The 23,865-nt window shown below is 68.3% G+C and carries 23 protein-coding genes and 1 tRNA gene; 14 read left to right on the forward strand and 10 right to left on the reverse strand.

Translation table 11 applies throughout. The annotated features are described in order from the left end of the window. The first annotated feature begins 40 nt into the window (after positions 1-40). The 6 genes from ACTIF2_RS09740 to ACTIF2_RS09765 all read left to right on the forward strand — a co-directional run bounded on the left by ACTIF2_RS09740 (position 41) and on the right by ACTIF2_RS09765 (position 6,987). Complete coding sequence (locus ACTIF2_RS09740) at positions 41-1,678, forward strand: ABC transporter substrate-binding protein (protein ID WP_439496854.1); 1,638 nt, start codon at positions 41-43, stop codon at positions 1,676-1,678. A gap of 5 nt (positions 1,679-1,683) precedes the next feature. Further along, positions 1,684-2,691 (forward strand): ABC transporter ATP-binding protein, encoded by a 1,008-nt coding sequence (locus ACTIF2_RS09745; RefSeq protein WP_439496927.1) that lies wholly within the window; start codon positions 1,684-1,686, stop codon positions 2,689-2,691. Continuing rightward, positions 2,688-3,683 (forward strand): ABC transporter ATP-binding protein, encoded by a 996-nt coding sequence (locus tag ACTIF2_RS09750; RefSeq protein WP_439496855.1) that lies wholly within the window; start codon positions 2,688-2,690, stop codon positions 3,681-3,683. The genes ACTIF2_RS09745 and ACTIF2_RS09750 overlap by 4 nt, the downstream gene beginning before the upstream one ends. Next, on the forward strand, positions 3,683-4,618 hold the full coding sequence (locus ACTIF2_RS09755; protein ID WP_439496856.1) for an ABC transporter permease: 936 nt from the start codon (positions 3,683-3,685) through the stop codon (positions 4,616-4,618). Before ACTIF2_RS09750 ends, ACTIF2_RS09755 begins: the two co-directional genes overlap by 1 nt. 85 nt (positions 4,619-4,703) lie before the next feature. Continuing rightward, on the forward strand, positions 4,704-5,498 hold the full coding sequence (locus ACTIF2_RS09760; protein ID WP_439496928.1) for an ABC transporter permease: 795 nt from the start codon (positions 4,704-4,706) through the stop codon (positions 5,496-5,498). Between the two features lie 10 nt (positions 5,499-5,508). Continuing rightward, complete coding sequence (locus ACTIF2_RS09765; RefSeq protein WP_439496857.1) at positions 5,509-6,987, forward strand: alkaline phosphatase family protein; 1,479 nt, start codon at positions 5,509-5,511, stop codon at positions 6,985-6,987. A 16-nt stretch (positions 6,988-7,003) separates the two neighbouring features. Here ACTIF2_RS09765 and ligD read toward each other — a convergent pair whose 3' ends face one another. From ligD to ACTIF2_RS09780, 3 genes are read right to left on the reverse strand one after another with little or no spacing between them, the layout of a single operon-like run. Further along, the gene (ligD, locus tag ACTIF2_RS09770; RefSeq protein WP_439496858.1) at positions 7,004-9,526 is read right to left on the reverse strand and encodes a DNA ligase D; all 2,523 of its coding nucleotides are present in this window, start codon (positions 9,524-9,526) and stop codon (positions 7,004-7,006) included. A gap of 12 nt (positions 9,527-9,538) precedes the next feature. Next, entirely contained in the window at positions 9,539-10,390 is an 852-nt protein-coding gene (ku, locus tag ACTIF2_RS09775; RefSeq protein ID WP_439496859.1) for a non-homologous end joining protein Ku, read from the reverse strand. Beyond that, complete coding sequence (locus ACTIF2_RS09780) at positions 10,390-10,641, reverse strand: hypothetical protein (RefSeq protein ID WP_439496860.1); 252 nt, start codon at positions 10,639-10,641, stop codon at positions 10,390-10,392. The genes ku and ACTIF2_RS09780 overlap by 1 nt, the downstream gene beginning before the upstream one ends. Before the next feature lie 178 nt (positions 10,642-10,819). Between ACTIF2_RS09780 and ACTIF2_RS09785 the strand changes: the two genes are divergently transcribed. From ACTIF2_RS09785 to ACTIF2_RS09795, 3 genes are all read left to right on the forward strand, one after another. Further along, a complete protein-coding gene (locus ACTIF2_RS09785; RefSeq protein ID WP_439496861.1) occupies positions 10,820-12,415 on the forward strand; it encodes an AMP-binding protein in 1,596 nt (531 codons plus the stop codon). 36 nt (positions 12,416-12,451) lie between these two features. Then, the gene (locus tag ACTIF2_RS09790; RefSeq protein ID WP_439496862.1) at positions 12,452-13,108 is read left to right on the forward strand and encodes a DUF1190 domain-containing protein; all 657 of its coding nucleotides are present in this window, start codon (positions 12,452-12,454) and stop codon (positions 13,106-13,108) included. Positions 13,109-13,154: 46 nt separating this feature from the next. Then, positions 13,155-13,241 (forward strand) — tRNA-Leu (locus ACTIF2_RS09795). Between the two features lie 25 nt (positions 13,242-13,266). Here ACTIF2_RS09795 and ACTIF2_RS09800 read toward each other — a convergent pair. Then, entirely contained in the window at positions 13,267-13,878 is a 612-nt protein-coding gene (locus ACTIF2_RS09800; RefSeq protein WP_439496863.1) for a DUF938 domain-containing protein, read from the reverse strand. A 211-nt stretch (positions 13,879-14,089) separates the two neighbouring features. Here ACTIF2_RS09800 and ACTIF2_RS09805 point away from each other — a divergent pair, with 211 nt between their 5' ends. The 3 genes from ACTIF2_RS09805 to chrA all read left to right on the forward strand — a co-directional run bounded on the left by ACTIF2_RS09805 (position 14,090) and on the right by chrA (position 17,743). Next, the gene (locus ACTIF2_RS09805; RefSeq protein ID WP_439496864.1) at positions 14,090-15,352 is read left to right on the forward strand and encodes a hemolysin family protein; all 1,263 of its coding nucleotides are present in this window, start codon (positions 14,090-14,092) and stop codon (positions 15,350-15,352) included. 168 nt (positions 15,353-15,520) lie between these two features. Then, complete coding sequence (locus ACTIF2_RS09810; protein WP_439496865.1) at positions 15,521-16,339, forward strand: chromate resistance protein ChrB domain-containing protein; 819 nt, start codon at positions 15,521-15,523, stop codon at positions 16,337-16,339. A 9-nt stretch (positions 16,340-16,348) separates the two neighbouring features. Next, a complete protein-coding gene (gene chrA / locus ACTIF2_RS09815; RefSeq protein ID WP_439496866.1) occupies positions 16,349-17,743 on the forward strand; it encodes a chromate efflux transporter in 1,395 nt (464 codons plus the stop codon). Between the two features lie 14 nt (positions 17,744-17,757). On the opposite strand, the gene ACTIF2_RS09820 is transcribed toward chrA, so the two are convergent. The 5 genes from ACTIF2_RS09820 to ACTIF2_RS09840 form a co-directional block, all read right to left on the reverse strand. Further along, positions 17,758-18,075 (reverse strand): hypothetical protein, encoded by a 318-nt coding sequence (locus ACTIF2_RS09820; RefSeq protein WP_439496867.1) that lies wholly within the window; start codon positions 18,073-18,075, stop codon positions 17,758-17,760. Positions 18,076-18,246: 171 nt separating this feature from the next. Then, positions 18,247-19,437, reverse strand: coding sequence for an FAD-dependent oxidoreductase (locus tag ACTIF2_RS09825; protein ID WP_439496868.1), 1,191 nt, complete (start codon positions 19,435-19,437; stop codon positions 18,247-18,249). A gap of 53 nt (positions 19,438-19,490) precedes the next feature. Then, positions 19,491-19,685, reverse strand: coding sequence for a hypothetical protein (locus tag ACTIF2_RS09830; protein ID WP_439496869.1), 195 nt, complete (start codon positions 19,683-19,685; stop codon positions 19,491-19,493). After that, positions 19,682-19,933, reverse strand: a complete 252-nt coding sequence (locus ACTIF2_RS09835) for a zinc-finger domain-containing protein (RefSeq protein WP_439496870.1) — start codon at positions 19,931-19,933, stop codon at positions 19,682-19,684. The genes ACTIF2_RS09830 and ACTIF2_RS09835 overlap by 4 nt, the downstream gene beginning before the upstream one ends. Before the next feature lie 73 nt (positions 19,934-20,006). Continuing rightward, the gene (locus ACTIF2_RS09840) at positions 20,007-20,972 is read right to left on the reverse strand and encodes a heparan-alpha-glucosaminide N-acetyltransferase (protein WP_439496871.1); all 966 of its coding nucleotides are present in this window, start codon (positions 20,970-20,972) and stop codon (positions 20,007-20,009) included. 112 nt (positions 20,973-21,084) lie between these two features. Here ACTIF2_RS09840 and ACTIF2_RS09845 point away from each other — a divergent pair, with 112 nt between their 5' ends. Together ACTIF2_RS09845 and cysE are read left to right on the forward strand one after the other, a co-directional pair. Next, the gene (locus tag ACTIF2_RS09845; RefSeq protein WP_439496872.1) at positions 21,085-21,846 is read left to right on the forward strand and encodes an alpha/beta fold hydrolase; all 762 of its coding nucleotides are present in this window, start codon (positions 21,085-21,087) and stop codon (positions 21,844-21,846) included. 196 nt (positions 21,847-22,042) lie between these two features. Next, the gene (gene cysE / locus ACTIF2_RS09850; protein ID WP_439496873.1) at positions 22,043-22,891 is read left to right on the forward strand and encodes a serine O-acetyltransferase; all 849 of its coding nucleotides are present in this window, start codon (positions 22,043-22,045) and stop codon (positions 22,889-22,891) included. Here cysE and ACTIF2_RS09855 read toward each other — a convergent pair. Next, positions 22,882-23,775, reverse strand: coding sequence for a LysR substrate-binding domain-containing protein (locus ACTIF2_RS09855; protein ID WP_439496874.1), 894 nt, complete (start codon positions 23,773-23,775; stop codon positions 22,882-22,884). The two genes, cysE and ACTIF2_RS09855, sit on opposite strands and share 10 nt — an antisense overlap. Positions 23,776-23,865 lie beyond the last annotated feature (90 nt).

The raw sequence follows: 23,865 nt of genomic DNA on the forward strand, positions 1-23,865 counted from the left end.
GCGCGCCGCTCCCATTTCCGACGATCCTCCGGAGGGTTCCATGACCCGTCTCACGCGCCGTGGCGCACTCGGCCTTGCCGCCGGTTCGGCCAGCACCCTGATCCTGCCGCGCTTCGCCATCGCCCAGGCTGATAACCGCCCCTCGATCACCATCGCGGTGCAGAAGATCGCCAACTCCAACACGCTGGAGACGCTGCGCGAGCAGTCCAATGTCGGCACCCGTACCTTCTGCAGCTATGCCGAGAGCCTGATCGATACCGACTGGATCGGCGATCTCTCGCTCAGGCCGGGCCTCGCGACGAGCTGGCGCCGCATCGACGACCGCACGGTCGAGCTGACGCTGCGCGAGGGGGTGAAGTTCCACGACGGCGAGGTGATGACGGCCGAGGACGTCGCCTTCTCCTTCGGGCCGGAGCGGATGTGGGGCGGCGCGGCGCAGGCCGGGGCGGCCGGGCTCTTCGGCTCGGTCACCGGGGGCGCGGCCGGCAAGCAGCCGCCGGCCGAGGTCGTGGCCGTCGCCAAGCGTGCCTTTCCCGGTTTCGAGCGCATCGAGATCGTCGATGCCCGCACCGTGCGCTTCGTCAACCAGACGCCGGACGTGACGCTGGAGGGGCGGATCTCCCGCAATGTCGGCATCATCGTCTCGCGCAAGGCTTTCGCGGAGGCCGCCTCCTGGCTCGACTGGGCGCGCAAGCCGGTCGGAACCGGCCCTTACCGGATCGCCGAGTTCAAGCCTGATCAGTCGCTGACGCTGGTCGCGCATGACGCCTATTGGGGCGGCCGGCCGCCGCTGAAGCAGATCCGCTTCGTCGAGGTGCCCGAGACTTCCTCCCGCATCAACGGGCTGCGCTCGGGCGAGTACGACTTCGCCTGCGACATTCCGCCGGACCAGATCGGCGAGATCGAACGCGACCCGCGCCACGAGGTGCTGGGCGGGCTGATCTCGAACCACCGGCTGACGGTCTTCGACAAGACGCATGCGCAGCTCGAGAACCCGCTGGTGCGCCGCGCCATGACCCATGCCATCGACCGGCAGACGATCGTCGACGCGCTCTGGGGCGGGCGCACGCGCGTGCCCAAGGGCCTGCAATGGGAATTCTACGGCGACATGTTCCAGGCCGACTGGGCGGTGCCGGCCTTCGACCTCAAGCTGGCGCGCGATCTCGTCAAGCAGTCCGGCTACAGGGGCGACCCGATCCCCTATCGCCTGCTCAACAACTACTATACCGGCCAGGTCGCCACCGCGCAGGTGCTGGTCGAGAGCTGGCGCGAGATCGGCCTGAACGTCGAGATCGAGACCAAGGAGAACTTTCCGCAGGTGCTGGCCAAGGGGCCGAGCCGCGCGGTGCGCGACTGGTCGAACAGCGCCTCCTTCAACGACCCCGTCTCCTCGATCACCGCCCAGCACGGTCCGACCGGCCAGCAATGGCAGATCGGCGAGTGGCGCAACGAGGAGATGGGCCGGCTTTCGCAGGTGCTCGAAACCTCGACCGACGGCAGCCAGCGGCGCGCCGCCTTCCGCCGCATCCTCGAGATCTGCGAGCGCGAGGACCCCGCCTATACCGTCCTGCACCAGACGGCGAACTTCACCGCCAAGCGCAAGGACATCCAGTGGAAGGCGGCGCAGTCCTTCGTCATGGATTTCCGCGACGGCAACTGGGGCGGTATCCGCTCGTGACGGCGATGTCGGAGAAGGGCGCGGCATTACCCCTGGTCGCGATCCGTGACCTCACGGTGGCCTTCGACGGGGTCAAGGTGCTGCATGGCATCGACCTGGCGATCGGACGCGGCGAGGCTGTCGGCCTCGTCGGCGAATCCGGCTGCGGCAAGTCGGTGACCTGGCTTGCGGCGCTCGGCCTGCTGCCGAAGAAGGCGCGGGTCACCGGCAGCGTCACGCTGGAGGGCCGCGAACTGATCGATGCCGAGCCTGCGGTGCTCGACAGCGTCCGCGGTGGGCGCGTCGCCATGATCTTCCAGGATCCGGCCAGCGCCCTGAACCCGGTCCTTCGCCTCGGCAAGCAGGTCGGCGAGGCGCTGGCGCTGCATCGCGGCCTGTCGGGACGCGCGATCGCGGCCGAGGCGAGGCGGCTCTTCGATCTCGTCGGCATTCCCGATGCGGCGCGCCGGCTCGACGCCTTTCCGCATGAACTCTCGGGCGGCCAGAACCAGCGCGTGATGATCGCGATGGCGCTCGCCGGCGAGCCGGACCTGCTGGTGGCGGACGAGCCGACGACGGCGCTCGATGCCACGATCCAGGCGCAGATCCTCGAATTGCTGACCAGGATCAGGCGCGAGACCAATATGGCGCTGGTGCTGATCAGCCACGATCTCGGCGTGATCTCCGAAACCTGCGACCGCGTCTGCGTGATGTATGCCGGGCGTGTCATCGAGACGGCGCGCTCCGACGCGCTGTTCGAGCAGCCGCTGCATCCCTATACGCAGGGCCTCCTGGCCGCCTTGCCGCCGCTGGAGGGCGTGCGCCGCCGGCTGGCGCCGATCGAGGGTAATGTCCCCGAGCCGTGGAACCTGCCATCCGGCTGCGCCTTCGCGCCGCGCTGCCCGCATCACGAGCCGGCCTGCGACGCAGGCGTGCCGCCGCTTACGGCGAAGGCGCCGGAACGGCTCGCGGCCTGCATCAGGACCTCGCCCTTGAAAGCTCCGACGCCGCGTTCGGAGCGGGTTTTCGCATGAGTGGTTCTCCGTTGCTTCAGGTGCGCGGCGTCGCGCGCCGCTACGCGATGCGTCGCGGCCTGCTTGGCCGGTCCGTCACGGTGCGTGCCGTCGATGGCGTCTCGCTTACCGTCGAGCGCGGCAGGACGCTCGGGCTCGTCGGCGAATCCGGCTCGGGCAAGTCGACGACCGGACGCCTCGCGCTCGGCCTCGAGGCGCCCGATGACGGCGACGTGCTGTTCGACGGCGCGCCGCTTCCTCCCACCGGCACGCTACCATGGCGGCGGATGCGGGCGCGCATGCAGATGATCTACCAGGATCCGCTCGGCGCGCTCGACCGGCGGCTGTCGATCCTGGAACAGGTGCGCGAGCCCTTCGACGTGCACGGCCTGGGCGAGGCGAAGCAGCGCGACGCCATGGCGCTCACCTTGCTGCAATCGGTCGGCCTGCGTGGCGACCAGGGCGGGCGCTATCCGCATGAGCTCTCGGGCGGGCAGAGGCAGCGCGCCGTGATCGCGCGAGCGCTCGCGACCAAGCCGGATCTTCTGGTCTGCGACGAGCCGGTCTCGGCGCTCGATGTCTCGATCCAGGCGCAGGTCGTCAATCTGCTGGTCGACATCCAGCAGGAGCTCGGGCTCGGCATGCTGTTCATCAGCCATGACCTCAAGGTGGTGCGCCAGGTCAGCCATCGCGTCGCGGTGATGTATCTCGGCCGCATCGTCGAGGAGGGCGAGGCCGATCTTCTGCTCTCCAACCCGACGCATCCTTATACAGAGGCTCTGGTCTCGGCCTCGCCGGTGCCGGGGCGCCGCGCCAGGCCGCGCATCGTCCTGCAGGGCGATCCGCCGAACCCGGCCTCGCGCCCCAGCGGCTGCGCCTTCCATCCGCGCTGCCATGCGGCGCGCGAACGCTGCAAGGTCGAGAGTCCCGCGCTGCTGCCGATGCCGGATGGAAGGCTGACCGCCTGCCATGTCGCGCAGGACCAGGCCAGTTTCCTCAAGGCCGCAAGCTGATGCTCCGCTTCTTCCTCATTCGCCTCGGTCGTGCCGCGCTGACTGTGGCGCTCGTCGTCACCTTCGCCTTCATCGTGCTGCGCCTCTCCGGCGACCCGGCCCTGATCATCATGAGCGTCGATGCGCCGCCGGAAGCCATCGCCGCCTTCCGCAAGGCCTGGGGCCTGGACGATCCGATCTGGCTGCAATATCTGCGCTATTTCAGCGCGATCGGGCAGGGCGAGCTCGGCCTGTCGATGCGCGACGGCCGGCCGGCGATCCAGCTCGTCATCGAGCGCATCCCGGCGACGCTGGCGCTGACCTTGCCGGCGCTGGCGCTCAAGCTCGGCATCGGCATTCCCGCCGGCATCCATGCGGCGCTGCATCGCGACAGCCTGACGGACCGGATCGTCATGGTGACGGCGGTCGCGGGCTTCACCGTGCCGAGCTTTGTGCTCGGGCTCGTGCTGGTGCTGGTCTTCTCGGTGCAGCTCGGCTGGCTGCCCTCGGGCGGGCAGGAGAGCTGGCGCCACGCTATCCTGCCAGTCCTGACGCTCGGGATCGGCGGGGCCGCCGTGCTCGCCCGGTTCACCCGCAGCGCCATGCTGGAGGTGCTCGGCCAACCTTATATCCGCACCGCTAGCGCCAAGGGCGTGCCCTGGGCAAGGGTCGTGCGCGGCCATGCCCTGCCCAACGCGGCCGTGCCCACCGTGACGGTCGTCGGCTTCATGGTCGGCAGCCTGATCGCCGGCGCCGTCGTGGTCGAGAGCGTGTTCTCCTGGCCCGGCGTCGGGCGGTTGCTGGTGGTTGCGGTCTCGAACCGGGACCTGGCGGTGGTCCAGTGCATCCTCTTGCTGGTCGCGATCACCATGGTCAGCGCCAACCTGATCGTCGACCTGCTCTATGGCGTCCTCGATCCGCGCCTGCGCAGCGGCGTCAAGGCGGGAGGGCATTGAGATGGCAGACATCGCCTCCGCCGGCACCGCCTTGGCCGCTTCATCCGAAAAGGCCGCCCCCAAACCGAAGCAGCGCATCCCGCTCATGGTCTGGTTCGGGCTGATCTGGATCGCCTTCATCCTGATCGTCGCCCTCACCGCCGACTGGATCACGCCCTATCGCTTCACGGCCTATGACCTGCGCAACCGGCTCGCTTTGCCGTTCCACCCGCAGCACTGGCTCGGCACCGACGAACTCGGCCGCGACGTGCTCTCGCGGCTGATCGTCTCGATCCGGATCTCGCTGCTGGTCGCGTTCGGCGCGACGCTGATCTCGGCCGTGCTGGGCACGGTTCTGGGCTTCCTCGCCGCCCATTTCCGCGGGCTGGTCGAGCAGTTCGTGCTGATGCTGGCGGATTTCCAGGCCGCCATGCCCTTCCTGATCCTGGCGCTCTCGGTGCTCGCATTCTTCGGCAACGCCTTGCCGCTCTTCATCGGGCTGATGGGTCTCTATGGCTGGGAGCGCTATGCCCGGATCGCGCGCGGGCTCGCCATCTCGGCCGGGGCGCAAGGCTATGCCGGCGCGGTCCGCCAGATCGGCGCCAGCCCGGCGCGGGTCTACCTGCGCCATATCCTGCCGAACATCGCCTCGACCCTGATCGTTTCGATGACCCTGACCGTCCCGGAGGTCATCCTGCTGGAGAGCGGGCTCTCCTTCCTGGGGCTCGGCGTGCAGCCGCCCATGACCAGCCTCGGCAACATGGTCGGCTATGGCCGCGAATACCTGACCCGCGCGCCTTGGATCATGCTGGCCCCGGCCTGTACCATCGTGCTGACGACGCTGGCGGTCAGCCTGGTTGGCGACTGGTTGCGCGACCGTCTCGACCCGACCCTGCGCTGAGGATCCTCCCATGAGCCCTGCCAACACGACCGAGGCGCAGCGCGTCATCATCTGCGTCTTCGACGGCCTGCGCCCTGACTTCGTCACGCCGGAGCAGACCCCGAACCTCGCGCGCTTCGCGGGGCAGGGCACCTGGTTCCGCGACGCGCGCAGCGTCTTCCCGTCGATGACGCGCGTCGCCACGACCTCGATCGCGACCGGCGCGCCGCCGCGGGTGCATGGCGTGGTCGGCAATGCCTTCCTGTTTCCGCAGGTCACGCGCGAGCATGTCCTCGACATGAGCCGGGCCGACGACATCGCGCTCGCCGAGGCTGCCACCGGCGGCCGGTTGGTCGAGGCCGCGAGCTTCGGCGATGTGCTGGCGCAGGCCGGCAAGCGGCTCGCCGTCGTCCATAGCGGCTCGGCCGGATCGGCCTATCTGATCAATCCGCGCGCCAGGGCCAATGGCCACTGGACCTTCTCGATCCTCGGACGCGAGCACAGCCAGACGCCCGAGGCGAATGACGAGGTCGTCGCCCGGTTCGGGCCGCTGCCGCCACGCAGCCTGCCGCGCTTCGAGGAGATCGATTACGCCGAGCAGGTGCTGCGCGAGCATGTGCTGGCGGAGATGAAGCCCGATGTCGCGCTGATCTGGTTCAACGAACCCGACACCTCGTTTCATTACCGCTTCCTCGGCTCGCCGGAGACGCTGGCCGTGCTGAAGCATGTCGACGCCGCCTTCGGGCGCATTCTCGACTGGGTCGCGGCTCAGCCGGACGCGGACGAGTATGTCGTCATCGCCGCCTCGGACCATGGCCAGATCTCGAGCCGCGATGCGCTCGACCTGGCGGGCCTGCTGCGCGAGCAAGGCCATGCCGGGCGCCGCGCCGCCGAGCGCACGCTCGCGGGCGCGAGCTTCGCGATGACGGGCGGCAACATGGGCGAGATCCGCATTCTCGAAGGCGGGACGGCGAAGCGCGACGCCATCGCCGCTTGGCTGCGCGAGCAGGAGCTGCTCGGGATGCTGTTCTCCAAGGCTCGCAACGAGGTCGAGGGCGAGGTCGAAGGCAGCTTCGCCCTGTCACTGGTCGATCTCGATCATGCCCGGCAGCCCGACCTGATCTATGTGCTGCGCTCCGACGATGCGCCCGACAGCTACGGCAATCCCGGTCTCGGCCTGATCACCAAGGCCGACGTGCCCGTCGGCGGCGGCATGCATGGCGGCCTCAATCGTCACGAGCTCAACACGGTGCTGATGGCGCGCGGGCCGGGTTTCGAGCCCGGTGCCGTCGACGGGCGCGCCTGCGGCATCGTCGATATCGCGCCGACGATCCTGAGATCGCTCGGCCTCCAGCCTGCGCAAACCATGACGGGGCAGGCCTTGATGCGTCAGGTGGATGCCGAGGCATCGCTGCAATCGTTCGACACCGGTGCCACCGGGTTCGCCCAGCGCCTCGACCTGGCCGGGCGCGGAGCGTCGCGCATCCTGCTGTCGGGGTCCCGGGCCTGAGGCCCGGGGCGCCGGCTCATTTCGCCGACAAGCCCCGCTTCGGCGCGAAGAATCCGGTCCAGGCGTCGTCGGGCGCGCCGTTCTTCATGACGTCTTTCGCCTTGTAGCGGTCGGGCTTCAAGCCCTCGCCGAGCTCGTCCCAGGCCACCGGCATCGAGACGGCCGCTCCCGGCCGCGCCCGGGTGGAGAAGGGCGCGATGGCGGTGGCGCCGCGACCGTTGCGCAAATAATCGATGAAGATGCGGCCCTTGCGCGCCTTCTTGGACAGCGTGGCGGTGTAGAGCTTCGGTTCGGCCTGTTCCATCGCCTTGGCGAAATCGCGGGCGAATTCCTTGACCTTCGCCCAGTCGGCTTTCGGACGGAGCGAGATGACGACGTGGAAGCCCTTGCCGCCCGAGGTCTTGAGGTAGCTCTCGAAGCCGAGTTCGGCGAGGCGTTCGCGGACCGTCAGCGCCGCATCGCGCACCCGTGCGATCGGCACGCCTTCGTCCGGATCGAGGTCGAAAATCACCTGGTCGGGGGTCTCGATCGCGTCGATCGTCGCGCCCCAGACATGGATTTCGACCGTGCCGAGCTGCACCAGCGCCGCCAGGCCATCGAAATCGCGGATATAGAGCAGCTCCTCGCCATCCTCCGGGTCGCTCGCAGTGGCGATCGCGTCGTGCATGCCGGGCGAGGCGTGCTTCTGGAAGAAGCGTTGGCCCTCGATCCCATCGGGTGCGCGCAAGAGGCTGAGCGGTCGATTGACCAGATAGGGCTGGATGCGCGGCCAGACCGATGCGTAATAGTCGAGCAGATCCTGCTTCGTCAGGCCGATATCGGGCCAGAGCGGCTTGTCGGGATTGCTGAGCGTGACCGCGCTGCGCGCTGCGGTTTTCGTCATCGGCTTCTTCGCCTTTCTCGGCGACGGGCGGACCGGCTTCGTGTCGGCGGGCTGCGCTTCTTCCGCGACGACGTCACCGGCACGCTTGTCCTCGCGCAGGCCGAGATAACTGGCGTGGCGCAGCGTCTTCGACGCTGTCCAGGCACGGAACTCGATCTCGGCGACGAGCTCCGGCTTGACCCAGACGATACCACGTTCGCGGCCTGGTTTGCCCTTGAAGGCCGATGCGTCCGTTCTGATCGCGTCGAGCCTGCGCTTCAGCGCGGGAGCCGATTTTCCCGAGAAACCCGTGCCGACGCGGCCGGCTGGCCTGAGCTCGCCGCCTTTGTTGTAGCCGACGAGCAACGAGCGCAGGCCGCGACCCGGCACCTGCGACGGCACGTAGCCAGCGATCACGAATTCCTGGCGCTGCGTGCATTTCGACTTGATCCAGTCGCGCCCGCGGCCGCTGCGATAGGGCGCGTCGGCCCGTTTCGAGACCACGCCTTCAAGGCCCATTCGGCAGGCATGGCTCAGCATGGTCTGGCCAGGCTCGATGAAATGCTCGCTGTAGCGCAATGGCCCGCCGCCATCTGCATGCTGGAGCAGCGCTTCGAGGCGCTCCTTGCGCGCCATGAGCGGGTCTTCGCGCAGCTCTTCGCCGTCGAGGTGGAGGAGATCGAAGACGAAGAACACGAGACCCTCCGGCCGCTCCTCCGACAGCGCCTGCTGCAGGGCCGAGAAGGAGGAGATGCCGTTCTCGGAAAGAGCGACGATCTCGCCATCGATCAAGGCGCTCTCGCAGGGCAGGGCGGCGAGCGCCTTGGCGATTGGCGTGCCGAAGCGGCCGGTCCAGTCGAGCCCAGTCCGGGTGAGGAGCCTGACCTCGCCATTTTCGAGGCGGGCCTGGACGCGGTAGCCGTCGAATTTCACCTCGTGCAGCCAGTCCTCTCCTGTCGGCGGCTTGGTCTGCAGGGTGGCGAGGGTCGGAGGCACGAAATCGGGCAGGTCGGTGCCGCGCTTCGCGGTCTTTCGGCGCGGAGCCTTCGCTGCCTTCGCCTTGGCCGGCTGCTGCTGTTTCGTCCAGACCCTAGCTGGCTCCTCGGTCTTGCCGATCTCCTCGACCGAAAGCCCCGATTTCACCGAATTCGGCGCGGTCTCGAGGATGTCCTCGTCGTCGCGCGCCGCTTCGTCCTCGACCTTGATCAGCAGCCAGTTGTCGCGCTTCTCGCCGTGGCGGGGCTTGAGGCGCACCAGGTGCCAGCGGCCGGCGAGCTTGTGGCCCTTAAGCTCGAAAGCGAGGTGGCCCTTCTTCAGGCCGAAGGCGGGATCGCCTTCCGGCTGCCATTGGCCCTCGTCCCAGATGATGACGGAGCCGGCGCCGTATTCGCCTTTCGGGATCGTGCCCTCGAAGCCGCCATAGTCGAGCGGGTGGTCCTCGACATGGACGGCGAGGCGCTTCTCGTCGGGATCGAGGCTGGGCCCGCGGGTCACCGCCCAGGACCAGAGCACGCCATCATGTTCGAGCCGGAGATCGTAGTGCAGCCGCCGCGCCGCATGCTTGTGAATGACGAAAGCGCCGCCCGCTTCCTTGACCTTCTTCCGCAAAGCCTTGCCTTGCGGCTCTTTCGTCCGGGAAAAATCGCGCTTGGCGCGGTAAAGGTCGAGCGTGGCCATCGCTGTGCCCCGTCAGGCGCTCTTCTTGCGCGGCGTCGGGGCCTTGGCCGATGTCCTCGTCTTCTTCGCCGCCTTGTCCGGTGTGCCGTCGGCCGCCAGACTCTTCTTCAACGCATCGAAGAGGTTGACGACATTGGCTGGCCTTTCGGTGGAATGGACCTTCGGCGGCTTCTTGCCCTTCTTCTTGGCGGCGATCAGCGCCAGCAGGGCGTCTTCATAGCGATCCTCGAAGCCCGAGGGATCGAACGTCGCCTGCTTCTTGTCGATGATGTGGGTCGCGAGCTCGACCAGGTCCGGGTCGAGCTTGACCTTGGGGATGTCGCCCATGACCTCGTCCGGCTTTCGTACAGTCTTCTCGTAGCGCAGGGTCGTCAGCAGCAGGCCCTTCTCGAAGGGCTCGATCATCACCGGCCGCTCGCGGCGGAACAGGACGATGCGCGCCAGCCCGGCCTTCTTCTGCCGCGCCATCGCTTCGCGGATCACGGCGAAGGCCTCCTCCGAGACCTCGTCCGACGGTGTCAGGTAATAGGGCGTGTCGAAATAGATCGGCGGGATCGCGGCGCGGTCGACGAAGGATTCGATCGCCAGCGTGTGCGAGGATTCGATCTGGACGGCCTCGATCTCGTCCTCCTCGATCAGCAGATATTCGTCGTCGCCGATCTCGTAGCCCTTGACCTCGTCCTCCTCGGCGACGGGCTTACCGGTGACGCCGTCGACATAGATCCGGCGCACCGTGTTGCCGGTCTTGCGGTTGATGATGCGGAACGAGACCTTCTCGCTATGGTCGGTCGTGCCGGTCAGCTCCACCGCGCAGGAGACCAGCGAGAGCTTGAGATGGCCCTTCCAGGCAGGGCGGGGCGCCATCAGGCCGTCGCCCGCGCAAGGGTCTCCCGTGCAAGAGCGGCTCGCGGGCGCATCGAGGCGACCAGCCGCTCGGCATCGACCAGGTCTTCGCGCGTCACGACCGGGATGGGGTCGGTCAGCATCGCTACCAGCACGGCCCGGTCGAGCTGCCCGTTGGCGATGACATGCGCCAGCGCCTCGCGGGTGTCGCGCTCCGCCCGCAGCTGCGCGCTGAGCGCAATGATGAGACGGTCTTTGGCTGAGGCAGACATGACTTTCACTCCCGACATTGCGTTTACAATGGAAACCGACGGCACGCCGCGATGTTCCGCTCGCGGCCGGTGACGACGGCCTGGGCCGAATGCCGTGGGCAGGCCAGCCGCAGTGATTGCAACCAGGCGGCCGCCCGCTACGTTGCCCTTGAGGAATGCCACGGGAGCAGAGCCTGACATGGCCGAAACCCAAGTCACTGAAGTTCAAGCCACCACGCCGGATTTCGACGCCGCAGCGGCGCGGGTCACCCTGTTTCGCGCGCTGCTTCAGGCGATTGCGCGCCATGGCAAGGCGAGGATCGCGCTGGAGGATCCCGAGCGCCAGCCGGTCAGCTTCGGGCGGCTCGTTCTCGGCGCGCTGGTTCTCGGCCGCAAGCTCGCGGACCTCACCGGGCCTGCCGAGCGCGTCGGGCTGATGCTGCCCAATGTCCAGGGCATGGCGGTGACGCTGTTCGGACTGAGCGCCTATGGCCGGGTGCCGGCCCTGCTGAACTTCACGGCGGGGGTGAAGAACCTGAAGGCCGCGGCCGAGCTGGCGGGCCTGAAGACGATCGTTACGTCGCGCCGCTTCATCGACCAGGCCAAGCTCGACGACGAGATCGCGGCGCTGGGCGAGGGCAGGCGGGTCGTCTATCTCGAGGATGTCCGCAAGGCGATCACCAGTCTCGACAAGGGCTGGGCGGCGCTGCAGAGCCTCGCGCCGGGCTTTGCGCTGCGGGCGCATGAGGCCAGGCCCGACGATCCCGCCGTGATCCTCTTCACCTCCGGAACCGAGGGCAGACCGAAGGGCGTCGTCCTCAGCCACGCCAATCTCGTCTCGAACAGCGGCCAGATCTTCGCGCTCGCGGCGGGCTTCCTGTCGGCGCGCGACATCGTCATGAACGCGCTCCCGGCCTTCCATTCCTTCGGCCTCACCGCCGGGCTGCTGATGCCGCTCCTCCACGGCATGAAGGTCGTGCTCTATCCGAGCCCGCTGCACTACAAGCAGGTGCCGAAGCTGATCGGCGAGATGGGCTGCACCTTCCTGTTCTCCACCGACACCTTCCTGCAGGGCTACGCGCGGGCGGCCGATCCCGACGATCTCAAGAGCGTGCGCTATGTCGTCGCCGGAGCCGAACGGGTGAAGCCCGAGACGCGGGCGATGTGGCAGCCCTACGGCACCACGATCCTCGAAGGCTATGGCTGCACCGAATGCTCGCCGGTGCTGGCCTGCAACACGCCGGTGGCGATGCGCGAAGGCAGCGTCGGGCGGCTGCTGCCGGGCATCGAGGCCAGGCTCGATCCGGTCGAGGGCATCCATGAGGGCGGGCTGCTCGTGGTGCGCGGCCCGAACGTGATGGCGGGCTATCTCAGCGCCGACGAGGCGGGCAAGATCGTGCCGCCGGAGGACGGCTGGCACGATACCGGCGACATCGTGGTGATCGAGGACGGTTTCGTCACGATCCGCGGCCGGGCCAAGCGCTTCGCCAAGCTCGGCGGCGAGATGGTCTCCCTCGCCGCGGTCGAATCGATGGTGGCGGGGCTCTGGCCTGGCTTCAACCATGTCGTCGTCGCCCTGCCCGACGCACGCAAGGGCGAGCAGCTCGTGCTCGTCACCGAGAAGCCCGACGCCGACAAGCGCGCGCTGCAGGACGCGGCGAAGGCGCAGGGCTTCCCCGAGCTCTGGGCGCCGCGCGCCATCCTGGTGACGGGCTCGATTCCCGTGCTCGGCAATGGCAAGATCGACTATGGCGCGACACGCGAGCTCGCTGCGACGATGCGGGCGCTGCTGTGACGCCATAATTCTGGGATTTAAGCCCGGGCCATGATCATGACCGCTGCCTCATCCTTCGCCGCCACCTTGCGCATCGCCGCGCTGCTGCCGGCTCTTTCGTTGACGGGACCATCCGAACTCGCAGCGCAGGCGCAGGGGCAGGTCTATGAGCGGCGCGACGAATGCATCGCGGCCGGCCGGCTGAGCGCGCCGCAATGCGATTTCGCCTATCGCAACGCGCGCGCCGAGTTCGAGGAGAAGGCGCCGCGCTATGCGTCGCGGGCGCTGTGCGAGCGCAGCCACAAGCGCTGCGGCGCGCAAGTGACCTCGGCCGGCGGCTGGGAGAGTTTTGGCCGGGGCGGGGCGACCTATGTGCCGCGCTTCACCGGCGTGCGCGTCACCGGAGAAGGCACAGCGAGCCGGGCGCTGCCCATTGTCGAGGGGTCGGCGAAGATCGCGTTCGCGGGCCGGCCGGTCGGCTCGCTCGACGACAAGATCAAGGGGCGGCGCGGCGTCGTCGGCCTCGCCGCGACAGGCGGCAGGGGCGGGCGCGGCCAGGATCCGCAGCACAGCGGCCCTTATGTGAAACGCGGCGACCGGGACGATACGGTGCCCGTGCCGATGGAACAGAAGCGCATCGGCGCCGATGTCGCGCCCGGCCTCTATGTCGATCCCGACGGTGTCGAATGGTACAAGCCGGCGCGCCGGCCCTGAGAGGCGGCTTGCACCGGCTGCCCCGCCCCGCTACGCCTGCCCGCAAGCGGACGTGGCGAAACTGGTAGACGCAAGAGACTTAAAATCTCTCGGCCGAAAGGCTGTGCGGGTTCGATCCCCGCCGTCCGCACCAGAGTTTCCGGCAAACTCCTGGCTCGTCAGCCGCGCGAACCCCGGCGAAAAACCAGGCTGAGATTGTTTGCCGGCATCTCCGTCACCTCCGGATCGTCGAAGCCATTTTCGCGCGCGAGGCTTGCCACGGCGTCGAGCTCGCGCAGACCCCATTCGGGATTGCGGGTCCGCAGGCTCTGGTCGAAGGCGAGGTTGCTTGGTTCGAGCTCGCGGCCGGGGCGGCGATAGGGGCCGTAGAGATAGAGCGGTCCGCCTTCGGGCAGCAGCCGGCCGGCCTGCTTCATCAGCCCCATGGCAGCGGCCCATGGCGCGATATGGATCATGTTGATGCAGATGATGGCGTCGGCGGCCTCGATCGGCCATGCGGGTGCCGCGGCGTCGAGCAGCAAAGGCTGGCGAATATTAGGGAGCCCGGTCTCGGCGATCCAGGCGCCGGTGCTGGCGAGCGCCTCCTCGCTCGGGTCGGAGGGCTGGAAGGTCAGGTCCGGCAGGGCGGCGGCGAAATGCACGACATGCTCGCCCGAGCCGCTGGCGATCTCCACGACGAGCCCCGTCCGAGGAAGGACCGTGCGCAGGAGCGCCAGGATCGGCTCGCGGTTGCGCTGGGTGGCGGGGGCGAAGAGACGGGAATCGGTCATGTACAGGCCAGCCGGTTTCAGGTGGCGCGCATCCAAACCGCTTCGCCGGGCGATGGAAAGCGCGATCGGTGCGAAGATGTTGACCGCTAATGCTCTAAAATGCTGCGTCAAGGCCATCGCCACGCGGCGGCGATACGCTATAAGGAGCTGAAAGCAGGCCGATATCGAGTGCGGCCCTGCAGCTTGCGGGCAGGTTTTGTTAACCGAGATCATGATTGTCGTGGCCCTGACCGTGATCAACGGTCTCCTCGCCATGTCCGAACTTGCAGTGGTCTCGTCCCGCCCGGCACGGCTCAAGGTTCTCAGCGATCAAGGCAGCAAAGGTGCCGCGACGGCCATGCGCCTCGCCGAGCATCCCGGCCGCTTTCTCTCGACCGTGCAGATCGGCATCACCCTCGTCGGCGTTCTGTCCGGCGCCTTTTCTGGCGCGACGCTCGGCGCCAGGCTCTCGGGCTGGCTGCTGGAGCAGGGCTTCTCCCAGGCGGTATCCGACGGGTTGGGCGTCGGCTCCGTCGTCGTCGCCATTACCTATCTGTCGCTGATCGTCGGCGAGCTCGTGCCGAAGCAGATCGCATTGCGCGATCCCGAGCGCGTCGCGTCGCGCGTCGCGCCGGCCATGTCGCTGCTGTCGCGGGTTGGTGCGCCGCTGGTCTTTCTGCTCGACATCTCGGGCAAGGCGGTGCTGGCGCTGCTGGGCCAGAGAGGTGAGACGGAAGAGCGGGTGACCGAGGAGGAAGTCCGCACCATCATCGCCGAGGCCGAGACCGCCGGCGTGCTGGAGCGTGACGAGCGCGACATGATCTCCGGCGTGATGCGCCTCGCCGATCGCTCGGCCCGCGCGCTGATGACGCCGCGCCGCGAGGTCGAGGTCATCGACCTCTCCGATACGGCCGAGGAGCTGCGCCGCCAGGTGCGGGCCTCGCGCCGCTCGCGCCTGCCGGTGCAGGACGGCGAGTCCGACGCCATCGTCGGGGTCATCGTGGTCAAGGACATGGTCGATTTCCTCGCCGATGGCGGCGAATACGACCTGCGCGTCCTGGTGCAGGAGGCGCCGGTGGTGATGGACACCGCCAATGCGCTGATCGTCCTGCGCGAGATCCGCGCCTCCCGCGTACACATGGCGCTGGTCTTCGACGAGTACGGCCATTTCGAAGGCATCATCACGCCGGGCGACGTGCTCGAGGCGATCATCGGCGCCTTCCAGGAGGAAGACGAGAGCGAGCCGCCGATCGTCACCCGCGCCGACGGCTCCTATCTCGTCGCCGGCTGGATGCAGGTCGACGAGTTCTCGCACGAGCTCGGCATCCATATTCCGCGCGACGCCGATTTCCAGACCGTTGCCGGCTTCATCCTGGCGGAGCTCAACCATCTGCCCAATGTCGGCGAATCCTTCGACAAGGGGCATTGGCGCTTCGAGGTGGTCGATCTCGACGGCCGCCGGATCGACAAGGTGCTGGTGACGCGGATGGATTGAGGCGGCCCGCCGCCGGTGCGTTGCGGCCGGCCGCTTCGCCGGCGAACTCGGGAATTGACCGAGCTGGGCCGGCCGTGATCTAATCATGGCCAAGGGGTTTATCGCGACGACCCCGTGAGGCGTCAGCCCAAGGATCGCGTCCGTTTTCCTCGTTTTGGGATGGACGCCATGTCTTCCACCACACAGATCACTGTTGCCCAGCTCTCCCGGCTCGTCGGCCTGCCCGACGCGCCTGCGATCGTCGATGTCCGGATCTCCGAAGACTTCGAGGCGAGCCCCTATCTCGTGCCCGGCTCCGGCCGGCAGGACTACCGGGCCGTCGCCGAATGGGCGCCACGCTACCAAGGCCGGCGCGTCGTCGTCCTGTGCCAGCGCGGCCTGAAGCTCAGCGAGGGCGCCGCAGCCTGGCTGAGGCATGAAGGCATCGCGGCCGAATCGCTCGAAGGCGGCTACGAGGCCTGGCGGGAGTCCGGCGGGCTTGCCGTCGCCGGCGCCAGGATACCGGAGCGCAACAAGGCCGGCGCGACCGTCTGGGTGACGCGTGCGCGGCCCAAGGTCGACCGTATCGCCTGTCCCTGGCTGATCCGCCGCTTCGTCGATCCGGCCGCCGTCTTCCTGTTCGTGACACCCTCCGAGGTCGAGGCCGTGGCCGACCGGTTCCAGGCCGTGCCCTTCGATATCGACGGCGTGTTCTGGAGCCATCGGGGCGAGCGCTGCAGCTTCGACATCATGCTGGAGGAGTTCGGCCTGGCCTCGCCCGCTCTCGACCGGCTGGCGACGATCGTGCGTGCCGCCGACACGGCCCGGCTCGACCTCGTGCCGGAGGCTGCGGGGTTCCTTGCCGTCTCGCTCGGCCTCTCGCGCATGTTCAGGGACGATCTGGAGCAGCTCGACGCCGGCATGCTGGTCTATGACGCCTTCTACCGCTGGTGCAGGGATGCGACCGGCGAAACCCATAACTGGCCGTCAGGGCCGGGCAAGGCCTGAGGCCCAGCCATGACGATTGCGACAACCGAGGCGGCGGGAGCCGCCACCCCAGCCATGCCGACGCTTGGTGAGGCGACGGGCGTCTGGCTGAAGATTGGGCTGCTGAGCTTCGGCGGGCCGGCGGGGCAGATCGCGCTGATGCACAAGGAGCTGGTCGAGGAGCGGCGCTGGATCGGCGAGCAGCGTTTCCTGCACGCGCTGAACTACTGCATGCTGCTGCCCGGGCCCGAGGCGCAGCAGCTTGCGGTCTATATCGGCTGGCTGATGCATCGCACGATCGGCGGCCTGATCGCCGGGCTGCTGTTCATCCTGCCCGGCGCGCTGGTGATGCTCGGCTTGAGCATCCTCTACGTGCTCTACCGCCATGTGCCGCTGATCGATGGCCTGTTCTTCGGCGTCAAGGCGGCGGTCCTGGCGGTGGTCGTCGAGGCCGGGTTGAGGATCAGCCGGCGCGCGCTCAAGGGCCGCGCCATGGTCGCGATCGCGGTCGCGGCCTTCATCGCGATCTATCTGGTCAGGCTGCCGTTTCCGGCGATCATCCTGGCGGCCGGGCTGACCGGCTGGCTCGGCCATCGCTACCGCCCGCACATGTTTGGCAATGGCGGCCATGGCGCCGCCATGGGGCCGGATGTGACCGGCGTGATCGACGCGATGTTCGAGCGCGGCGAGATGGCCCATGTCCGGGCCTCGAAAGCCAGGGCCTTCCGCACGCTCGCCATCTGGCTGCCGCTCTGGCTCGGGCCCGTCGCTCTGCTCTGGCTCGCGACGGGGGCGGGCAGCGTCTGGACGCAGATCGGCGCCTTCTTCAGCGCGATGGCGGTGGTCACCTTCGGCGGCGCCTATGCGGTGCTTGCCTATGTCGCGCAGGCGGCGGTCGAGACCTATGGCTGGCTCGCCGCCGGCGAGATGGTCGATGGGCTGGGCCTGGCCGAGACGACGCCCGGTCCCCTGATCCTGGTGCTGCAATTCACCGGGTTCCTGGCCGGGTTCCGTGCGCCGGGAGGCCTGCCGCCCCTGCTGGCGGGGAGCTTCGGGGCGCTGCTCACGCTCTGGGTGACCTTCGCGCCGTGCTTCCTCTGGATCTTCCTGGGCGCGCCCTATGTCGAGGCGCTGCGCGGCAACAGGGCCTTGTCCTCGGCGCTGGGCGCGATCACCGCTGCCGTGGTCGGGGTGATCATGAACCTCGCGCTCTGGTTCGGGCTGCACGTCATCTTTCGCGAGGTGAAGCGCGCGAACTTGCTCGGCCTGGCGCCCGACCTGCCGGTGCTGGCCTCGCTCGACTGGCGCGCGGCGCTGCTGTCAGCAGCAGCGATGCTCCTGATGTTGCGCTTCAAGGTCGGGATGATCACGACGCTCGGCCTCTGCGCGGTTGCCGGCGCCGTGCTAACGCGGTTTCCGGCCTGAACAGAGGCGGCGCGTCAACGCCGCGGGGGCTCCCCGGGCTCGATCACGCGATATTCCGCGTCGATGACATCGACGCGGGCCTCGCCCGGTCGCGTCCTGGCGAAGGGGTCGGGCTGGCCGAAGCCGGCTGCCTTGAGCCTGCTCTTCAAGCGCCAGGCGGCGATCGCGCCGACCGCGAGCACGATCGGGATCAGGATCAGCGCGAGGCTCGCCGCGAGCAGGAACAGCGTCACGCCGATGACGAGGCTCGCGGCCATGGTCAGCCAGGAGGCCCAGCGCGGCATGCGGCTCCTCTGGCCGGCGAGCTGCTCGTAAAGATTGACGCGGATCATGTGGTCTCCGTGCGATGGGTTAGCACCAGAGATAGGAAGCGAATGCGGCGAAGGCGAGATCGCCAGGGCACGCGCCGATCAGATTGCGAAGCGCTCCGATCGCATAAATGTTATATCACAATGGTTTAGGATCAAGTTTGACCGGCTTGATTCAAGCTGGCCGGTCCTGCTCTATGCCGGTTGACGCCAGTCGTAGAGCCATGCGTTGCGGCTGCGCATGCCGTTAGGGCCCATGCGCTTCATCGCCAGGTCGCGGGCCAGGCTCCAGGGCCAGCTCAAATGATAGGCGCGCCCATTGCCGCGGCTCACCTCCTGAACGCGCGCGACCCGGTCCTGCCTGGCCTTGGCATAGGCGGCCAGCGCCGCCTGCGCGGCCGAAGCCCCGCCTTGCCGCAGATGCGCGGTCAGCTCATGCGCCAGGACACTGGCATCCTCGATCGCGAGTGCCGCACCCTGGGCCATGAAGGGCAATACGGGATGGGCGGCGTCGCCGAGCAGGGCGATATTGCCGCGCGCCATGGCGGCGGGCGAACGGTCGAACAGCGACCAGACCTGCCATTGCGGCGCGGCGGCGGCGAGCTTACGCAAACCGGGCTCGGCCCGGGCCAGATGGCCGGTGAGCAGAGCTGCATCGCCGTCGCGCGACCAGCCTTCGCGCGCCTCCGTCGCCTCGCGGATGATCACGAGATTGGTCTCGCGGCCGCCCGAGACCGGGTAGTGCACGGCGTGCCGGCCCTGGCCGACATGCAAGGTGACCTCTGGAGCGGGCGAGGCGCCATTGCCGCCATTCGGCACCATGGCGCGCCAGGCCTCGTATCCGGTGAAGACCGGCGGTTGCTTGTCGCCCGTCAGTTCGCGGGTGCGCGACCACAGGCCGTCGGCGCCGACCAGGGCGAGCGCCGGGACGGTTTCACTCTGGCCCGACTCGCTGATGAAGGTCGCGGTGACGCCATCTTCGGTCTGGGCGGCCTCGCGCAGTCCGCGCCCGACAACGAGGCGGATGCCCGGCAGGGAACGTGCGGCGTCCAGAAGCAGGCCATGCAGGTCGGTGCGCCGCAAGGCTCGGAACGGAGCCGGCGTCGGGCCGGTGCCCATCGGCATCTCGGCCAGGCCCGACCCGTCCTTCCAGCGCCTGACGACGAGGCGATCGAGCGACACCGCCACGCGCTTGACGGCCAGGCCGAGATCGAGCGCCTCGAGGACATGGCCGGCATTCGGCGTGATCTGGATCCCCGCGCCGGTCTCGCCGAAGCCGGTGCGCTTTTCCACGACCGTCACGCTGAAACCACGACGCGCCAGGGCCACGGCAGCCGCAAGGCCGCCGATGCCGGCACCGGCAATCACGATATGGGGAGCAGGCATGGAAACGGGTCCGGCGACGAGGGGCGCTGGTCAGGCCCAAATGGTGTCGGGGCTCAGTCCTTGCCGCGGCCGTCGCGATCCGGCGGCTGGTCCGGGCGCGGCCAGGACGGGTCGGCCCAGGTCCGGGCATAGGGCTGGGCCTTCCCGCCGATGCCGAGCGAAGCCTGCTGGTAGGGCACGCAACCGGCAAGACCGGTCGCTGCCAGGAACAGGGAGAGGGCGGCGATGCGAGCGCTGGTTTTCATCATGCTGCCTTTGCCGTTTCGTGGTGGGCACAGTCCGGCGGCGTGCAGGCGCCCGCAGGGAGCGAGGCCTCGTATTTGAACAGCGTCGAGCAATAGGGGCAGACGATCTCGTCGTCCGAGCCCATGTCGAGGAAGACATGGGGATGATCGAAGGGCGGCTTGGCCCCGATGCACATGAATTCCCTAGCGCCGACATGGATCACGGCGACGCCGGACTGATTGTGGAAATGCGGAATGCCCGTATCGGCCATGGTCATGCTCGTTGCGTTGATTTGGACGGAGTCTATCCCGTCAGACCCTGCGGCGCCAGTGCGCCAGATGGTGTCACGGCCTCCGGAAGCAGGCCTGGGCGACGGCGCCGGTGCGCACGCGTTCCTCATTGTTCAAGGTATTGGCCAGCACTTTTCGCCAAAGCCCCGCCTTCTTGAGCTCGTCGACGGCGCACGTGCAGGTCTTCTCGCAAACCGAAAGGGAAGTCTCGGCGGTCACGCAGCTGCGCTGGCAGGAGACCAGGAACGGCCGCTCTTCGTTCGCCGGCACCGCTGCGAGCCGGGTCGCCAGCAGGAGCATGCCGATGAAGATGGGCTGATGAGCGAGATAAACGATCAGGCTGTTTCGCCCGCCCCAGGCGACGACGCGCGCAAGCGGGGAGCTCGCCTGCCAGCGGCTCCAGCGCCCGATATGCGGAATGGCGAGCTTGCCGAGCGCCATGCCCATGAGCACGCAGCCGAACCACGGCACCAGCGGCACGAAATCGGCCGTGGATCCGTTCAGATGCGCGAAGCCGAGCCAGAGCAGCCAGGGCTGGTCGAGCAAGGCCGGAGCGGGAAGGAGCGGCAAGGCGAGGACAATCGCCGCCAGCAGCGCGAGTGCCGGCGCCGGCAAGCGCAGGAAGGGCAGGGCGAGAACGCTGGCGAGCGCGATGTGATGCAGGATGCCGAAGAAGATGAAGTTCTGCCGCATGGCGAACCAGGTGCCCAGCGTCACCAGGGCCGCGGCTCCCGCGACCATGGCGAGGCGGCGCAGATAGGGCCGGAACTTCAGGCCGTTGCGTGTCGCCAGCACGAGGCTGAACCCGACGATCGTCAGGAAGGAGCCTGCGATCATCCGCGCGAAGGTGCTCCAGGCCGGATCGGCCGGGACATCGACCGCGATCAGTCCGAAATAGGAGAGGTCATAGGCGAAGTGGAAGACGAACATCGCGAGCAGCGCGAGGCCGCGGGCGAGATCGACGATGTCGATGCGGCGGCGCTCAGGCTGTGATGTCGGGGCCGGCTCGGCTTGGCTCATAGCAGCCTTCATAGGCAAGTGCTGGAAACGCCGCTACACAAACCCGCCTTGCCATGGCAGTTGAGAGAGCATCTTCCTCTGTTGTTGCCAGAGATAGGCAGAGCCCCGGATCATGCAGAGCTTCTCATCAGACGGCGTCAATCTCGCCTATATCGATCTTGCTCCGACGAATGACGCGCCGCTGAACCGGGCCGTCGTCCTCGTCCATGGCTTCGCGTCGAGCCATGTCGTCAACTGGGTCAACACGCAGTGGACCAAGACGCTGACCCATGCCGGCTACCGCGTGGTCGCGCTCGACAATCGCGGCCATGGCCAAAGCGACAAGCCGCATGAGCCCAAGGCGTACTCGTCCCAGATCATGGCCGAGGACGTGCGCCGGCTGATGGACCATCTCGGCATCTCGCGGGCCGATGTCATGGGCTATTCGATGGGCGCGCGCATCGCCGCGCATCTGGCGCTCGCCCATCCGCAGCGCCTGCGCTCGCTGCTGCTCGGCGGGCTCGGCATCCATCTCGTCGAGGGCGTCGGCCTGCCGCTCGGCATTGCCGATGCGATGGAGGCGCCGTCGCTCGCCGACCTGACCGACCCGATGCAGCGCATGTTCCGTGCCTTCGCCGACGCCAACAAGAGCGATCTCGAGGCGCTCGCCGCCTGCATCCGCGGCTCGCGCCAGACGCTCAGCGCCAAAGAGGTCGGGCGCATCGCGATGCCGACCCTGATCAGCGTCGGCACGAAGGACGACGTTGCCGGCTCGGGGCCTGAGCTCGCCGCGCTGATCCCGAACGCGCAAGCCTTCGCCATCGAGGGGCGGGACCACAACCTCGCCGTCGGCGACAAGAGCCACAAGCAGGCGGTCCTCGATTTCCTGACGTGAGTGGGCAGGCGTGCGGCGCGCGCTGTGGGGCATTTTGTAAAGTCTTTTCCGTCAGAGGCTTGCGCGCCGATCCTTGCAGATCGATTCCGGCGCCCTTGCGTCCGGAGCGGGGCGCGGCTGCATTCCGGTTTGGCATCGATGCCGCCCGGCGTGCTAGAGTGTCGTTCTGAACGAGGCCGTATTCCGGAGAATGATCATGCCGTCAGGGCGCTCCGCCGTAGAAGCACGCGATCCGGTCACCGGGCTCGACAGGGTCGACCCGGTCTGGACGCGGCTGCGCCGCGAGGCGGAGCAGGCGCTTGGCACCGAGCCGGCGCTGGGCGGCCTGATTCTGACCTCGATTCTCAATCAGGCGAGTTTTGAGGCGGCGGTGGGCCATCGCGTCGCCTCGCGCCTGGCGCATCCCGCCTTGGGCGCGGATCTGATCGAGCAGGCTTTTGCCGAGGCCGTTGCCGCCGATCCCGAGATCGCGCAGGGGATGCGCGCCGACGTTGTCGCTGTTCTCGATCGTGATCCGGCCTGCAACCGGCTGGTCGAGCCGGTGCTCTTCTTCAAGGGCTTCCATGCCCTGCAGGGCCACCGTCTGGCGCATTGGCTGCTCATGCAGGGGCGGCGCGATTTCGCGCTCTACCTGCAGAGCCGCTCCTCCGAGGTCTTCCAGACCGACATCAACCCGGCGGCGCGCATCGGCAAGGGCGTCTTCCTCGACCACGCCACCGGCCTCGTCGTCGGCGAGACCGCGGTGATCGAGGACGATGTCTCGATGCTCCAGGACGTGACGCTGGGCGGCACCGGCAAGGAGGGCGGCGACCGCCATCCCAAGATCCGCAAGGGCGTGCTGATCGGCGCCGGCGCGAAGGTGCTCGGCAATATCGAGGTCGGCCAATGTGCCCGCATCGCCGCGGGCTCCGTCGTCCTGGCCGAAGTGCCGCGCAACAAGACCGTCGCCGGCGTGCCGGCCAAGGTCGTCGGCGAGGCCGGCTGCGCCGAGCCGTCGCGCTCGATGGACCAAATCCTCGCGGGCGATTGCGGCGCCTATATCTGAGCGTCGTCCGATCCGGACTTCCATAGCCAATCCGCCACCTCCTGGCGGAGCGCATGGCCTTGCGCCGGCAGCACGAAGGCCAGGCGGTCGGGCGTCGCGAGCGCCGGTCCCAGCGGTGCGACCAGCCGGCCGTCAGCAAGGTAGGGCCGCAGCAGGCTGAGCCGGCCCATCAGGATGCCGGCGCCGGAAAGCGCGGCATCGAGCGCGACGCTGTAGAGCGAGAAGGACGGCCCGCGGGTGGGGTCGATCGCCTCGCTCGCGTCCACCGAGGCGAGCCAGCGGGTCCAGTCGTCGCGCCAGACGGCATCATGCAGCAAGGTCTGGCGGGCGAGGTCGACGACATTCGTCACTGAAGCAGCCAGCGCCGGCGCGCAGACCGGCACGATCGCGTCGGGGCCGAGCGATGCCGTGGCCCTGGCCTCCGCAAGATAGAAGAGCGCGATGTCGTGGGGCTCGCGCCGTGCGTCGGGCAGCTGCTCCATCGCCGAAACCGAGACCTGGAGGCTGGGAAAGGCGCGCTGGAGCGCGGCTAGGCGCGGCGAGAGCCAGAGCTGCGCGATGCAGGGCAGGGCGGCTATCGTCAGCGCGCGGCCCTCGCCCCCGGCGCGCAGCTCCTGCAGCGACTGGGCGATCAGGTCGAAACCGCGGCTGAGGCGCGGCAGCGCGGCGCGAGCGGCGGGTGTCAGACTGACGCCCTGCGGCCGCCGCTGGAACAGCGGCAGGCCGAGCACGGCCTCGAGCTGCCTGATCTGCTGGGTGATCGCGCCGGCGGTGACGCCAAGCTCCTCCGCCGCCTTGGCGAAGCTTCCGCTGCGCGCCGCAACCTCGAAGGCACGCAAGGCGTTGAGCGGCGGCAAGCGGGGACGCGGCGGCGTCACGGGCATCGGTAGTTCCCGGAGGGTTAGATTTTCTCTATCTACGCGCGACGATAACTCGTTTGCGCAGCGGCCCGCAAACGGCTCCAATCAGCCCGT

It is taken from the genome of Allobosea sp. (assembly GCF_051860145.1).
Taxonomy (GTDB): domain Bacteria; phylum Pseudomonadota; class Alphaproteobacteria; order Rhizobiales; family Beijerinckiaceae; genus Allobosea.

What these genes read in the sequence shown, in the direction of transcription:
- ACTIF2_RS09740 (WP_439496854.1), top strand. Translation starts at nt 41, where the DNA reads ATGACCCGTCTCACGCGCCGTGGCGCACTCGGCCTTGCCGCCGGTTCG.
- ACTIF2_RS09745 (WP_439496927.1), top strand. Translation starts at nt 1,684, where the DNA reads ATGTCGGAGAAGGGCGCGGCATTACCCCTGGTCGCGATCCGTGACCTC.
- ACTIF2_RS09750 (WP_439496855.1), top strand. Translation starts at nt 2,688, where the DNA reads ATGAGTGGTTCTCCGTTGCTTCAGGTGCGCGGCGTCGCGCGCCGCTAC.
- ACTIF2_RS09755 (WP_439496856.1), top strand. Translation starts at nt 3,683, where the DNA reads ATGCTCCGCTTCTTCCTCATTCGCCTCGGTCGTGCCGCGCTGACTGTG.
- ACTIF2_RS09760 (WP_439496928.1), top strand. Translation starts at nt 4,704, where the DNA reads ATGGTCTGGTTCGGGCTGATCTGGATCGCCTTCATCCTGATCGTCGCC.
- ACTIF2_RS09765 (WP_439496857.1), top strand. Translation starts at nt 5,509, where the DNA reads ATGAGCCCTGCCAACACGACCGAGGCGCAGCGCGTCATCATCTGCGTC.
- ligD (WP_439496858.1), bottom strand. Translation starts at nt 9,526, where the DNA reads ATGGCCACGCTCGACCTTTACCGCGCCAAGCGCGATTTTTCCCGGACG.
- ku (WP_439496859.1), bottom strand. Translation starts at nt 10,390, where the DNA reads ATGGCGCCCCGCCCTGCCTGGAAGGGCCATCTCAAGCTCTCGCTGGTC.
- ACTIF2_RS09780 (WP_439496860.1), bottom strand. Translation starts at nt 10,641, where the DNA reads ATGTCTGCCTCAGCCAAAGACCGTCTCATCATTGCGCTCAGCGCGCAG.
- ACTIF2_RS09785 (WP_439496861.1), top strand. Translation starts at nt 10,820, where the DNA reads ATGGCCGAAACCCAAGTCACTGAAGTTCAAGCCACCACGCCGGATTTC.
- ACTIF2_RS09790 (WP_439496862.1), top strand. Translation starts at nt 12,452, where the DNA reads ATGACCGCTGCCTCATCCTTCGCCGCCACCTTGCGCATCGCCGCGCTG.
- ACTIF2_RS09800 (WP_439496863.1), bottom strand. Translation starts at nt 13,878, where the DNA reads ATGACCGATTCCCGTCTCTTCGCCCCCGCCACCCAGCGCAACCGCGAG.
- ACTIF2_RS09805 (WP_439496864.1), top strand. Translation starts at nt 14,090, where the DNA reads ATGATTGTCGTGGCCCTGACCGTGATCAACGGTCTCCTCGCCATGTCC.
- ACTIF2_RS09810 (WP_439496865.1), top strand. Translation starts at nt 15,521, where the DNA reads ATGTCTTCCACCACACAGATCACTGTTGCCCAGCTCTCCCGGCTCGTC.
- chrA (WP_439496866.1), top strand. Translation starts at nt 16,349, where the DNA reads ATGACGATTGCGACAACCGAGGCGGCGGGAGCCGCCACCCCAGCCATG.
- ACTIF2_RS09820 (WP_439496867.1), bottom strand. Translation starts at nt 18,075, where the DNA reads ATGATCCGCGTCAATCTTTACGAGCAGCTCGCCGGCCAGAGGAGCCGC.
- ACTIF2_RS09825 (WP_439496868.1), bottom strand. Translation starts at nt 19,437, where the DNA reads ATGCCTGCTCCCCATATCGTGATTGCCGGTGCCGGCATCGGCGGCCTT.
- ACTIF2_RS09830 (WP_439496869.1), bottom strand. Translation starts at nt 19,685, where the DNA reads ATGATGAAAACCAGCGCTCGCATCGCCGCCCTCTCCCTGTTCCTGGCA.
- ACTIF2_RS09835 (WP_439496870.1), bottom strand. Translation starts at nt 19,933, where the DNA reads ATGGCCGATACGGGCATTCCGCATTTCCACAATCAGTCCGGCGTCGCC.
- ACTIF2_RS09840 (WP_439496871.1), bottom strand. Translation starts at nt 20,972, where the DNA reads ATGAGCCAAGCCGAGCCGGCCCCGACATCACAGCCTGAGCGCCGCCGC.
- ACTIF2_RS09845 (WP_439496872.1), top strand. Translation starts at nt 21,085, where the DNA reads ATGCAGAGCTTCTCATCAGACGGCGTCAATCTCGCCTATATCGATCTT.
- cysE (WP_439496873.1), top strand. Translation starts at nt 22,043, where the DNA reads ATGCCGTCAGGGCGCTCCGCCGTAGAAGCACGCGATCCGGTCACCGGG.
- ACTIF2_RS09855 (WP_439496874.1), bottom strand. Translation starts at nt 23,775, where the DNA reads ATGCCCGTGACGCCGCCGCGTCCCCGCTTGCCGCCGCTCAACGCCTTG.